Here is a 12,620-nt window from a genome sequence, read left to right as displayed (position 1 = left end):
ATTATTATCCGGCAGGTGAAGGAGCCTGCCGAGGATTATAACGGATGGTGCTGCCGGTTACGGGAGTATTTTCAATCTTCTTCTCGGTCTGGACGCTGGCGCGCAAAAATCACTTCCATCCGTGTGCCGCCCAGTTCGCAGCTCGAGGCCTTGATTTGACCATCGTACTGTTCGACGATTTCGCGAGCGACCGATAAACCCACACCCTGGCCCGGCCGTAAGGTATCGGCACGTTGCCCACGGTCAAACACCAGGCTGCGTTTGCTTTCCGGGATGCCCGGGCCATCGTCATCAACGAATAAATGCAGCGTGTCGTCCAGTTGGCGGCCTGAAATCTCAACAAACTCAAGGCAGTATTTACAGGCGTTATCCAGCACGTTGCCCATCACTTCCATGAAGTCATTTTTCTCACCGACGAAGGTGATCTCCGGCGAGATATCCAGCGTGATATTCACGCCTTTACGCTGATACACCTTATTGAGCGCCGAACAGAGGCTGTCGAGTAATGGGGCGACGGAATGAAGCTCCCGGCTAAGTAACGGGCTGTCGCCACGCATACTGGCGCGATGCAAATAGTAGCCAATTTGCTGCGAAATACGGCTGATTTGCTCAAGCATTACCGGCTCCGCTTCTTCGATATTCTGTTTATTGGTTCGTAACGAACGCAGGGTGGTTTGCAGTACCGCCAACGGTGTTTTCAGGCTGTGGGTTAAATCCGTCAATGTGGTGCGGTATTTGTCATAGCGGTCGCGCTCGGTACGCAACAGGCGATTAAGATTGCGCACAAGGCTGGTCAACTCGCGAGTCGTTTCGGGGTTCAGGCTGTCGCGGTCATGTTTTTCAAGCTCGCGCACTTCTTTCGCCAGCGCTTCAATTGGGCGCAAACTCCAGCGCGCGGCGAACCAAAGCAACGGGATCACTAACAACAGGTTGGCGAGGAAAACGCAGGTAAACAGGCTCCACACCGTATACGAACGTTTTAATTCGATAGGAATGGTGTCGACAACCACAATGGTTAAGGCGGGCATTTTACCCATGGCTGGGTATTTGTTGACTGCAACTGAGTGGCTGACTTCATCGCTGTAATCGCCATCATAAAAATCTTTGAGTTGGTTCTGGAGCTTTTCATCGTTACCCAGCAAGGCGTGACTGGTATCAAAATTCGCGTCCAGATCGTGAAAACCATCGCTGACCAGCCACTCTTTCTTTATCTGTTGCACCACATGCGGCAAATCACGTTGAGCCCACATCAGGTTACCTTTTTCATCATAGATAAGGGCCATCGTCGGGGTTTTCAGATTAAGATTTTCAGGAATAACGACATTAATTTTACCGTTCTCGTAGGTTGAGAGGGTATAAAACAGGTTGCTCTCCCCGCGCAGTAAACGGAAAGTTGTTTTATCAAAACTGATGTTGTAACCCACCAGCGCCACTAAACCGTAGGCCAGTGACAGCACCATGACGACCACGGCGGTCGCCAGTAAAAAGCGAACCCGTAGCGATAACGGTAAAAAATGTCGGCTTAATTTCATGGTTAACGCAGGTCGAAACGGTAGCCCTGACCACGTACTGTGGTGATAGCTTCATGCTGATACTCAGCCAGAATCTTTTTGCGCAGGCGGCCCATCAGCACATCAATGGTGTGGCTTTCGCGCAGTTCGGCATCGGGGTAAAGCTGGAGCATTAATGAATCTTTGCTGACGACTTTGCCATGGTTGCGAATCAGCGTTTCCATAATGGTGTATTCGAACGCGGTCAGCTTGATGAGGTTGTCATTAATGAGCAGTTCGCGGCGTGACAAATCAACCTGGAAGGGGGGCAGAGAAATTACCTGTGAAGCCAGGCCACTGTTGCGGCGCATTAACACCTGCATGCGGGCAACCACTTCTTCAAGATGAAACGGTTTGGTCACGTAATCATCGGCACCGGCACCCAGCACTTCGACCTTATCCTGCCAGCCTTCACGCGCGGTAAGCACCAGAATAGGAATCGTCACGTCGTGACTGCGCCAGCGGCGAATCAGGCTCAGGCCATCTTCATCGGGCAGCCCTAAATCGACAATGGCAATATCGGGGGTATGTTCACTCAGGAAATAGTCTGCTTCTTTGGCATCTTCAGCGGCATCAACCTGATGGCCGGACTCACGCAACTGAACCTTGAGGTGGTGGCGTAACAGAGCATTATCTTCCACAACGAGTACACGCATTCGATTTCCCCAGTCTATAAATGGCATTGATAGTTTAACGCTAATTATGACGGGGAGGGGATAAACCTTGGGTAAACAGTTGGATTGGTGTTGAGTTTAGGACGCCCTCACCCTAACCCTCTCCAGGGGGAGAGGGTTAGGGTGAGGGCGTCCAGGCTTACAATTATTTCAACTCATCAACCATAGTAATAGCGCGGCCAATATAGTTAGCTGGCGTCAGCTCTTTCAGGCGAACTTTCTCTTCTTCTGGCAGTTCGAGGCTGTCGATAAACTGTTTCATGCCTTCAGCATCGACGCGTTTACCGCGAGTCAGCTCTTTCAGTTTCTCGTACGGCTTTTCAATTCCGTAACGGCGCATCACGGTTTGAATCGGCTCAGCCAGCACTTCCCAGTTGAGATCCAGCTCTGCCAGCAGACGGTCGCGGTTCACTTCCAGTTTACTCACACCTTTCAGGGTGGACTGGTAGGCAATCAGCGCATAGCCAATACCCACGCCCAGGTTACGCAGTACGGTGGAGTCAGTCAGGTCACGCTGCCAGCGGGAAACCGGCAGTTTGCTCGCCAGGTGTTGCAGCATTGCGTTGGACAAGCCCAGGTTGCCTTCGGAGTTTTCGAAGTCAATTGGGTTAACCTTGTGCGGCATGGTGGAAGAACCGATTTCGCCTGCTATGGTTTTCTGCTTGAAGTGATTCAGGGCGATGTAACCCCAAACATCACGATCAAAGTCGATCAGAATGGTGTTGAAACGCGCGATGCAGTCGAACAATTCAGCGATGTAATCGTGTGGTTCGATCTGCGTGGTGTACGGGTTCCACTGGATGCCCAGAGAAGTCACGAACTCCTCGCTGAACTGGTGCCAGTCAACTTCCGGGTAAGCCACCATGTGCGCGTTATAGTTGCCGACCGCACCGTTGATTTTACCGAGGATGTCCACTTTCTCTAACTGACGGAACTGGCGCTCCATACGGTATGCCACGTTTGCCATCTCTTTACCCATGGTCGATGGGGTAGCAGGCTGGCCGTGGGTACGGGAAAGCAGTGGGATGTCGCGATACTGAACCGACAGGTCTTTCACCGCATCGATAACTTTACGCCAGTACGGCAGTACCACATCTTTGCGGGCTGTTTCCAGCATCAAAGCATGGGACAGGTTGTTGATGTCTTCTGAAGTACAGGCGAAGTGGATAAATTCAGATACCGCATGCAGGGCAGGGATAGCCGCTACTTTTTCTTTCAGAAAGTACTCAACGGCTTTTACGTCGTGATTGGTGGTGCGTTCAATGGTTTTGATGCGTGCGGCATCTTCTACACTAAACTCAGCGACAATTTTATCAAGGTAACCGATTGCGTCTGCGTCAAAAGCAGGAACTTCCTTGATCGCTGTGTGCGTGGCCAGTTTTTGCAGCCAACGTACTTCGACTTGTACGCGAAATTTCAGCAGACCAAATTCGCTGAAAATAGCGCGCAGAGCGCTGACTTTGTCACCGTAACGTCCATCAACGGGGGATACGGCGGTCAGTGAGGATAATTCCATAAGTTACAACTCCAAAGAGGTTAACAATGAGCAAGAATTTGTTTGGCCTGAGCACACAGGCGACTACGAGAAAACATTAACTGCAAACGTCCACCGCCAACCTGGTGCCAGAGCACAGCGGCGCGAATACCGGCCAGCAACGAGGCGCGGACTTTGCTTTGTACCTGCGGGCTTTGCAGCACGGCAGGGGAACCGGTGACCTGAATCCGTGGGCCTAGTGGGCTGATGACATCAACATAAATACCCGCCATGGCGCTCAGCAGCGTATCGGACTCAAGATCAAAATGTTCAAGCTGACGTTGTAAGCCAGAAATACTGGAACCGAGCTTATCCATCGCGCCTTTGCTGCCGTGAAGTTTACGCTCCAGCACCATCAGGCTCAGGGTATAACGCGTTAATTCAGCGTTCATGCCCTGGCGATTGCTGGCGTTCAACACGCCCAGCAAGGTTTCGAGGCCCAATTTCAGGTTGGCTTCATTTCCACCAAAAACGTCCAGCGTGGAGCTTGGGTTTTGGTCGATAACGCTGTTCAACGAAACATGCAGCGCATCGTTATCACAATGCCCCTGGTGAGCCAATTGCTGAACCAGACGGGCAGACTGGCAGATCCCTGCCAGCGCGATAGTGATGTCATAGTAATTTTTGGCCACGAAGGTATTCGTCCTTGTTTGCGATGTTTGCGATTAAACTTTGCGATTAAACAACAAGCGGCAGACGCTGCTCAATAACACCACCACCGAGGCACACTTCACCGAGATAGAACACGGCTGACTGGCCTGGGGTGACGGCGGCAACGGGCTCGTCAAAACGCACTTCAATACGATCCGCATCAAGCGGCGTAATGGTGCAAGGAAGATCGGTCTGACGATAACGCGTTTTCACCGTGCATTTCAGCGGTTCAGTTATCGTTTCACGGTCAACCCAATGCAGCTGCTGGGCAATCAGACCCACGGACATCAAGCGCGGGTGCTCGTGACCCTGGGCGACCACCAGAATATTGTTCTCAACGTCTTTATCGACCACATACCACGGATCTTCGCTACCTTCTTTGGTACCACCGATGCCCAGACCTTTACGCTGACCCAGCGTGTGGTACATCAACCCCTGATGCTCACCAATAGCTTCACCATCAACGGTGATGATTTTACCCGGCTGTGCAGGCAAGTAACGGCCGAGGAATTCGCGGAATTTGCGCTCGCCAATAAAGCAGATACCGGTAGAGTCTTTTTTCTTCGCGGTGATCAAGTCTAACTCTTCCGCAATACGGCGCACTTCTGGCTTTTCCAGTTCGCCGACCGGGAACAGGCTTTGCGCAATTTGTTCATGGCCAAGTGTATAGAGGAAGTAGCTTTGATCTTTATTGCTGTCTAAACCGCGCAGCAGGCGGCTTTTTCCGTCCACGTCTTCGCGACGCACGTAGTGACCGGTGGCGATGTAGTCGGCACCTAAATCTTCAGCGGCAAATTCGAGGAAGGCTTTAAATTTGATTTCTTTGTTGCACAGAATATCCGGGTTGGGTGTGCGCCCGGCTTTGTACTCTTCCAGGAAGTGTTCAAACACGTTATCCCAGTATTCTGCGGCAAAGTTTACGGTGTGCAGTTCAATGCCGAGTTTGTCACAAACGGCTTGTGCGTCTGCTAAATCAGCGGCTGCGGTGCAGTACTCCTCGCCATCGTCCTCTTCCCAGTTCTTCATGAACAGGCCTTCCACCTTGTAACCCTGTTGTTGTAACAAGTAAGCGGAAACGGAGGAATCGACACCGCCGGACATCCCGACGATCACTTTTTTCTGGCTGTTATCAGACATGGAGTCACTCACGACATTGAACTTAAAGGCGGCGTATTCTAGCACGCATCACCGGGCCTGGCACCCTTAACTAAAGGGCCAATTAAATGCACCCAGCATGCTGAGCGGATAACGTTCAGCGCGTTGATAGCAGCGAATACTCTCAGCGACTAAAGGTGAGCGTAAATTTTCAGCGTTAACAATTTGTTGCGGATCCAGCCATAAACAACGATCGATGTCGCTGTCATGCGGCGAGGTAGGGAGTTGTTCTTCAAGATCGATGGCAAACAGAAATCGCAGAAAAGGGGTGTTATCCGGGGCTATCCATTGGTGCATGCGGATAAACGTTTGCGGTTGCGCAGAAATACCGGTTTCTTCATATAATTCGCGCGTAGCGGCTTCAACTAACGTTTCGTCAGCTTCCAGATGCCCGGCAGGCTGATTCCACGTGGCTTTGCCATTGATTGTTTCTTCAACAACTAAAAATTTCCCCTGCGCCTGAACGACGCAAGCGACGGTAACGTGCGGTTTAAACATCGTTATTCTCCCTGTCTCAAATTCATTAGCATGATCATTTTAAAGTGATCTGGATCACATTTTTGTCTTGTGCCATATACTCGTGAGGTTTGGCACTTTCCACGAGGGTACTTCGATGCAACTTACCACGCGCATTATGCCGCAGAGCAAACGTATCGCTTTAGTGGCACACGATCCTTGCAAACCTGACCTTCTCAACTGGGCCGTTGATAACCAAATGGCGCTTAGCAACCATATCATTTATGCAACCGGTACCACGGGGAACCTGTTGCAATCCCACACTCGTTTGTCCGTTCTGGCATTAATGAGCGGTTCAATTGGCGGCGATCAACAGCTTGGTTACTTGATTGCCTCGGGCCAGATTGATGTGCTTATCTTCTTCTGGGACCCGCTGAGTGCCGTGCCCCATCACTCTGACGTAAAAGCGTTAATGCGGCTGGCAACGGCCTGGAATATACCGATTGCCAGCAATGCCTGTAGCGCGAACTTCCTGATTCATTCATCTTTATTTGAACAAGCTCTGGAAATTACCGTCCCGGATGGTGATGCTTTCCTCAGCAGCCGGGTTTCTCACGTTACGCAACATGGTGTTAATACGCAGCAGCTTTTATAGCGAATCCAGCGGAATCTCCCGCCATTCACCCGGTGCCAAACCGGCAAGCTCAAGATTGCCCATAGAAAAACGTATCAGGCGTAGCGTTGGATATCCGACATGCGCCGTCATCCTTCGCACCTGTCTGTTTCGCCCTTCGTATAAGGTGATTTTCAACCAACTTGTTGGAATCGCTTTACGCTCACGAATAGGCGGATTTCTCGCCCATATCCACTCCGGCTCGCAAACCAGTTCAGCGCCAGCGGGCAGGGTAGGACCGTCGTTTAGCGTGATTCCGTTACGCAGTGATTCCAGTGCTTCTTGCGTCGGTAAACCTTCAACCTGCACGAAATAAATCTTACCGGTGCGCTTGCCAGGCTGAGTCAGTTGCGCCTGTAATGCGCCATCGTTGGTTAATACCAGCAAACCTTCGCTATCGCGATCTAAACGACCTGCCGCGTAAATTCCTTGTAACGGTATGTAATCTTTCAGCGTGCTGCGACCCGCTTCATCGGTAAATTGCGGTAGCACATCGTAGGGTTTATTGAAGATAACCAGCCGCTTCGGTCCACTTGTTGCGGGCTTTTTGACTGGGCGTCGCGTGCTGAATCGTTTAACTGTTGGATTTCTAAAAGAAGTTTTATTCATAGTGTTTTCAGACGTCAGGGATTAACGCATTATAACGGAAATCACCAGTGATTGGCGCGGGCCTGATATTCAAGTAGTATTGACACGCACATTACAAATCATTAACAAAAAGAAGCGCTCGAAGGAGAAGGTTAATGGAAAGCAAAGTAGTTGTTCCGGCGGAAGGTAAAAAGATCACCCTGCAAGATGGCAAACTGAATGTTCCTCACAACCCAATCATTCCTTTCATTGAAGGTGATGGTATCGGTGTGGACGTGACGCCAGCGATGATTAAGGTGGTTGATGCTGCCGTGCAGAAGGCCTACAAAGGCGAGCGGAAAATTTCCTGGATGGAAATCTATACCGGCGAAAAATCTACCCAACTTTATGGCCAGGATGTCTGGCTGCCAGAAGAAACTCTGGACCTGATTCGTGATTACCGCGTGGCGATTAAAGGGCCACTGACCACGCCAGTTGGCGGCGGCATTCGTTCCCTGAACGTTGCTCTGCGTCAGCAGCTTGACCTGTACGTGTGCCTGCGCCCGGTGCGTTACTACCAGGGCACTCCTAGCCCGGTTAAACACCCAGAGCTGACCAACATGGTTATCTTCCGTGAAAACTCAGAAGATATTTATGCCGGTATCGAGTGGAAGGCTGACAGCGCTGAAGCTGAAAAAGTCATCAAATTCCTGCGTGATGAAATGGGCGTAACGAAAATTCGTTTCCCTGAACATTGCGGTATCGGCATCAAGCCGTGCTCAGAAGAAGGCACCAAACGTCTGGTTCGTGCAGCCATCGAATACGCAATCACCAACGACCGTGATTCTGTGACCCTGGTTCACAAAGGCAACATCATGAAATTCACCGAAGGTGCTTTCAAAGACTGGGGCTACCAACTGGCGCGTGAAGAGTTCGGCGGCGAACTGATTGATGGCGGCCCATGGGTGAAACTGAAAAACCCTAACACCGGCAAAGAGATCGTTGTGAAAGACGTGATCGCCGATGCGTTCCTGCAACAGATCCTGCTGCGCCCTGCTGAATATGATGTTATCGCTTGTATGAACCTGAACGGTGACTACATCTCCGACGCCCTGGCAGCTCAGGTTGGCGGTATCGGTATTGCACCAGGCGCTAACATCGGTGACGAATGCGCACTGTTCGAAGCGACCCACGGCACTGCACCAAAATATGCTGGCCAGGATAAAGTGAACCCAGGTTCCATCATCCTTTCCGCAGAAATGATGCTCCGTCATATGGAATGGTTCGAAGCGGCTGACTTAATTGTTAAAGGTATGGAAGGCGCGATTAACGCTAAAACCGTAACTTACGATTTCGAACGCCTGATGGATGGCGCTAAGCTGCTGAAATGTTCAGAGTTTGGCGATGCAATGATCAAGCATATGTAATTAGCGATTTCGCTGATTTCGAAGCGGGAGCCTGGTGCTCCCGTTTTTTATGGTCACTCTGAAAAGCTCTCTGCAAAACCCCTGCAAAACTCTTCTGCAAAACTGGGTGAAATTTGTACTGGTTAAATAGCTAAAACAATCCAGTCTTTTCCTCGATCATCGTTATACCGATCAGTCATTGCCTGATTTTTATGGCCCAATAATTTTTGTGTGTCGATTCCTTGTGCCCGGTAAAGTCGTTCTGATAAGGATCGTTGTTCATGGAAGGTGGGGGGCGTTCCTTCTTTCCATTTCAGACCACTGTTATCCCTGACGCGAGAAAAAGAAGTGGTTATCGATGCAGTTGAAACTGGTCCGCCACGCTTAGCTTTCCCTGTTGTGTGATGAATATGCAAAATATGCGGACTGATAATCATGTCACGGCATCTGGCTATCACTTCGCGCAGCGTTATATCCAGTTCGTTGCAGCGTAAAGAAAGGGGGATTGCTAGTTTCATCCCTGTTTTCTCCTGTTCTACATGCAGGTGATCATCCCAGATATCTGAAAACCTCATCCGAGAAATATCCCCCAGGCGTTGCCCTGTTACGACGGCAAGCAGCATAGAATTCTGTACATAGTTTTGACTGTTTTCGGCGGTGTTGAATATTATCCGCCACTCATCAATGCTAAACCTCTCACGCTGAACTTTATTGATTGGTTTTCTTGTGGCCAGCGCCGGGTTATAACCCGGTTCGACCTCACCGGCATGCTGAGCTTCTTTATAAACATCGACCAGAACCATTCGAACAATCTGGGCCATACGCCGTTGTCCGCGAATTTTATACTCTTCAATAATGGTCGCGATATCTCGAGCACCAACTGACTGCAATTCCATTGAGCCGCATTCTCGGCGGAATACTTCTACGGGCGCTGATTTTTGTTTAAAGGTGTTGAGTTTAATTTCTCCAGCACTCAGCCTTTCGTTTTGAAATTTCATGTAGCTATCGAGCCAACTGGTTACCGTGATTGAAAGTCCGAGTTTAGTGCTGATTTTTTCGCGTATAGAGAACAGTTGCTTCATCTTTTGCTCAGCCAAGCGAGTGTTGGCTTCGATGGCAATACCTCTAGCTTCCTCTTCGTTATCACCTAAACCGTGAAATTTTCCGGTTACAGGATGCTTATAACGCCAGTAAACTTTTTTGGTTCTGGCGTCGGTGTAGCAGGACAGACCGGGGATATTCACGTTGTATTTACGGGGGCGCGCCATCTTCGAGAATCCTCATTAAACGTGGATTGTCATCTTTCTTTATCACTGGTTTATCTGTCATGCCAATAAAGCGAGCCGTAGCTTCAACACGCCAGCATCGCCCAGCTTTAAAAGGTGGGGGAGATATCATGCCGTTTTTCGCATACTTCAGCAGTGTAGGTTTGCTGGGTACAGGAGCGGTAAATTCATCAAGAGCCCATGCATCTAACGTTAATGTTCTGGCCATAAGTCCTCCATACACCCGGCTGCACCAGGGCGCGTTTACTAGTCAGTATTAGTGGTCTGGATTAATTATCCTCCAGATAGCAGACACGTATTTAGCCTAGTGTTTAGTATCATCCAGCGAGCTGAGTCTGCGAGTGGTTGTAATGTATTCGCCATTACACAGCTCTCTTCACAAAAATAATCCAGTAGGTTTTGTCGGATTTTCCAGTACGTTGCCAGATAATCGGCTTCTCGTCGGTTAGCGCAAGAATATGGCTAACCGGCACCTGCGTTTCGTTCCATTTGAAGATGAGAACTCCTTGTGGCCGTAGCACTCGGAATGCTTCATGGAAACCAGCGCGCAGGTCATCGCGCCATGTATTTTTGTTCAGGGCACCATACTTTTTGCGCATCCACGCATTTTCACCGACACGCTCAAGGTGTGGCGGGTCAAACACGACAACTGGGAACGAGTCACTGGCGAATGGCAGCGCGCGGAAGTCGGCAATCAAATCTGGGGTGATAATCAGCTTACGGCCATCACAAAGGGTGTGCTGCTCGGTGCGGACATCGCTGAATAAAGCGCGTTCATCCTGCTTATCGAACCAGAACATGCGAGACCCGCAGCACATGTCAATAATTGAAGGTGGCACGTTGGGTTTAGTGTTCATGAGCTTTTCCCTCACGCAGTATTGCGTTCTCTGCCATACCGTCATCAATGTCCAGATCTCGACGTTCAGTGGCCAGCATTGTCAGGTCGGCATATTTCACAACGGCGGACTGTTTCGGCGGCAAGTTGTACTTAAAGCGGATAAGCCCATCTACGAAAGTTTCGATCCGTTGGTAGTCTGGCAGCAGGGTTTTAAGTGGCGCGGGAATGTCCTGGCAATATGCCTCAGCCGCATCATGCATCAACGCTTCAAATGCGAATTCAGGCGCTACCAATTGACTGCACAATACTGAGTGTTGCGCTACGGAATAGAACTCAGGTAAATGACCATTGGGCGTACTTGCTGGGATACGGGTGGCATTGACCCCTCCATTGTCCATAAACGCTCACGCAAGCATGGCATCTTTCGCGTCATCCCAATCAAGGGAGCCAGCGTTTACGGAAAAACAGTTACCGTACTGGCCATCGAGCTGGCAGGCGGTGAAATAAGCTTGACCGCGTCGCCTGATGGCTGGGTTTTTAAAGGTAAAGTGACTTTTGAGAATGCTGTCTCCGCGAAAGAAACGATATAGCGTCAGTAATTATCCCGACCAGGTCAAACCTGCGCCTGATAGTGGTTATGCAGCAAAATTGGGTATCGAATATTTACTGCAAGTCTCAAGCACTAGCGATATCACATTGATAGTTAGCCCCCAGGATTATTTAACGGAAGAGCGGGCTAATACGCTTTATTTGCGAATTGGTAACAATCTTTCAGAAATAGCCGCAGCCGGTGCAGAGGCACAGCAGTTATCCCGCGATCATCTTGGGCTGGGTAGTGGCTCAACGCATGACGCTCAAGAAACGGTAATTGACGCCACACCTGGCAGATTGCTGATAAATGGCGGTTGGGGCTTGGGTAGTATTGCCATTGATATGACTGATGGTGAGATTCTTAGCCCATTAGGAATGCAAACCGCGCTATTTAAACAGGGTGGTGGCGCTCCCGATTCTCATTTTGGCGCGTTTGGTGCGGGAACTCACATTTTATACGGTAGTGACGCTACCGTTGTACACACGGCAAATATGTTTGTTTCTAGTGCAGGTCATTTAACAGCTGAATGGCTGATAATTGACAAGGCGACGGGTGCAATAGTATTGCGAAATGCACAAAACCTATATGGCCCATTAAACAAGCCAACGGCAGGAGAATTGAACGTAGTATCCAAAACTGGCGACACCATGACAGGTGCGCTGGGGATGGAATTTAATACCACTGGTTGGCCTGGTGGCGGGTCGACAGCGAGCCAGTTAACTAGCGGAATGGCACCATTTGTTAGCCATATCTATTCAGCAGCTGGAAATATGTATTTACCGCTGACAAAAGCGGTAGTGCAAACAACTGGGATTGGTTATCTGGCATCAAGTGATTTCGGTGTATTGGTCGATGGTGCGGATAAGTGGCCTTCACCATGCATCACTTCGGTTAATGACAGAGGTGAAGTTCATCAATGGATTTTTGACCCTAATTACGCGATAGGAACCAACACAACAAGATTCACATCCAACGGAAATATACTTGGTGGGGTATTCAGGAGCGGGAACCTGGTATCGCATTTAGATAGCCTGGTTAATGATATTCAATTTGGTGCAATGGTCTGGCAACCCCGTACAACTGGCGATGATAGCGGAAGTGACCAACAAGTGCCGTCTGGTTGTGTGCAAGCTGGGCTGGCAACAAGCCCCTTTGACAGTTCTGATACTGTTACGGGCATTTATTACAAGCCGCAGCAAAAATTCATTAGTGGTGCCTGGGTAAACGTGGTGGGATGA

General features: G+C 49.9%; 13 protein-coding genes and 2 pseudogenes. 4 read left to right on the top strand and 11 right to left on the bottom strand.

Annotated features, from left to right (window positions below; translation table 11 throughout):
• Positions 1 to 71 precede the first annotated feature (71 nt).
• The 6 genes from phoQ to EC843_RS16505 form a co-directional block, all read right to left on the bottom strand.
• A complete protein-coding gene (gene phoQ, locus EC843_RS16530; protein ID WP_133522642.1) occupies positions 72 to 1,532 on the bottom strand; it encodes a two-component system sensor histidine kinase PhoQ in 1,461 nt (486 codons plus the stop codon).
• A 2-nt stretch (positions 1,533 to 1,534) separates the two neighbouring features.
• Complete coding sequence (gene phoP, locus EC843_RS16525) at positions 1,535 to 2,206, bottom strand: two-component system response regulator PhoP (RefSeq protein WP_064547718.1); 672 nt, start codon at positions 2,204 to 2,206, stop codon at positions 1,535 to 1,537.
• Between the two features lie 163 nt (positions 2,207 to 2,369).
• Entirely contained in the window at positions 2,370 to 3,740 is a 1,371-nt protein-coding gene (purB, locus tag EC843_RS16520) for an adenylosuccinate lyase (protein ID WP_064547716.1), read from the bottom strand.
• A gap of 20 nt (positions 3,741 to 3,760) precedes the next feature.
• The gene (gene hflD / locus EC843_RS16515; RefSeq protein WP_133522641.1) at positions 3,761 to 4,390 is read right to left on the bottom strand and encodes a high frequency lysogenization protein HflD; all 630 of its coding nucleotides are present in this window, start codon (positions 4,388 to 4,390) and stop codon (positions 3,761 to 3,763) included.
• Positions 4,391 to 4,436: 46 nt separating this feature from the next.
• On the bottom strand, positions 4,437 to 5,558 hold the full coding sequence (gene mnmA / locus EC843_RS16510; protein ID WP_279535815.1) for a tRNA 2-thiouridine(34) synthase MnmA: 1,122 nt from the start codon (positions 5,556 to 5,558) through the stop codon (positions 4,437 to 4,439).
• A 54-nt stretch (positions 5,559 to 5,612) separates the two neighbouring features.
• Positions 5,613 to 6,062, bottom strand: a complete 450-nt coding sequence (locus tag EC843_RS16505) for an NUDIX hydrolase (protein ID WP_064547710.1) — start codon at positions 6,060 to 6,062, stop codon at positions 5,613 to 5,615.
• Between the two features lie 115 nt (positions 6,063 to 6,177).
• Between EC843_RS16505 and EC843_RS16500 the strand changes: the two genes are divergently transcribed.
• The gene (locus EC843_RS16500) at positions 6,178 to 6,675 is read left to right on the top strand and encodes a methylglyoxal synthase (protein WP_064547709.1); all 498 of its coding nucleotides are present in this window, start codon (positions 6,178 to 6,180) and stop codon (positions 6,673 to 6,675) included.
• Here EC843_RS16500 and rluE read toward each other — a convergent pair.
• Positions 6,670 to 7,302, bottom strand: coding sequence for a 23S rRNA pseudouridine(2457) synthase RluE (gene rluE / locus EC843_RS16495; protein WP_133522639.1), 633 nt, complete (start codon positions 7,300 to 7,302; stop codon positions 6,670 to 6,672). The two genes, EC843_RS16500 and rluE, sit on opposite strands and share 6 nt — an antisense overlap.
• A gap of 134 nt (positions 7,303 to 7,436) precedes the next feature.
• Here rluE and icd point away from each other — a divergent pair, with 134 nt between their 5' ends.
• On the top strand, positions 7,437 to 8,687 hold the full coding sequence (gene icd, locus EC843_RS16490; RefSeq protein WP_133522638.1) for an NADP-dependent isocitrate dehydrogenase: 1,251 nt from the start codon (positions 7,437 to 7,439) through the stop codon (positions 8,685 to 8,687).
• 122 nt (positions 8,688 to 8,809) lie between these two features.
• On the opposite strand, the gene EC843_RS16485 is transcribed toward icd, so the two are convergent.
• The 4 genes and pseudogenes from EC843_RS16485 to EC843_RS16470 all read right to left on the bottom strand — a co-directional run.
• Positions 8,810 to 9,934 (bottom strand): phage integrase Arm DNA-binding domain-containing protein, encoded by a 1,125-nt coding sequence (locus EC843_RS16485; protein ID WP_133522637.1) that lies wholly within the window; start codon positions 9,932 to 9,934, stop codon positions 8,810 to 8,812.
• A complete protein-coding gene (locus tag EC843_RS16480) occupies positions 9,918 to 10,160 on the bottom strand; it encodes an excisionase (protein ID WP_133522636.1) in 243 nt (80 codons plus the stop codon). The genes EC843_RS16485 and EC843_RS16480 overlap by 17 nt, the downstream gene beginning before the upstream one ends.
• 154 nt (positions 10,161 to 10,314) lie before the next feature.
• The gene (locus EC843_RS16475) at positions 10,315 to 10,809 is read right to left on the bottom strand and encodes a class I SAM-dependent methyltransferase (protein ID WP_133522635.1); all 495 of its coding nucleotides are present in this window, start codon (positions 10,807 to 10,809) and stop codon (positions 10,315 to 10,317) included.
• A 37-nt stretch (positions 10,810 to 10,846) separates the two neighbouring features.
• Positions 10,847 to 11,188, bottom strand: a pseudogene (locus EC843_RS16470) (hypothetical protein); the annotation flags it as partial.
• Between EC843_RS16470 and EC843_RS16465 the strand changes: the two are divergent.
• Both EC843_RS16465 and EC843_RS16460 read left to right on the top strand, forming a co-directional pair.
• Positions 11,132 to 11,260: pseudogene (locus EC843_RS16465) on the top strand (hypothetical protein); the annotation flags it as partial. The pseudogenes EC843_RS16470 and EC843_RS16465 sit on opposite strands and share 57 nt — an antisense overlap.
• Before the next feature lie 91 nt (positions 11,261 to 11,351).
• Positions 11,352 to 12,620 (top strand): hypothetical protein, encoded by a 1,269-nt coding sequence (locus EC843_RS16460; RefSeq protein WP_133522634.1) that lies wholly within the window; start codon positions 11,352 to 11,354, stop codon positions 12,618 to 12,620.

It is taken from the genome of Buttiauxella sp. JUb87, assembly GCF_004361975.1.
In the GTDB taxonomy this organism is placed as follows: domain Bacteria; phylum Pseudomonadota; class Gammaproteobacteria; order Enterobacterales; family Enterobacteriaceae; genus Buttiauxella; species Buttiauxella ferragutiae.
The sequence above is the reverse complement of the archived record's forward strand: the minus strand, read 5'-3'. Positions and strand labels throughout refer to the sequence as shown.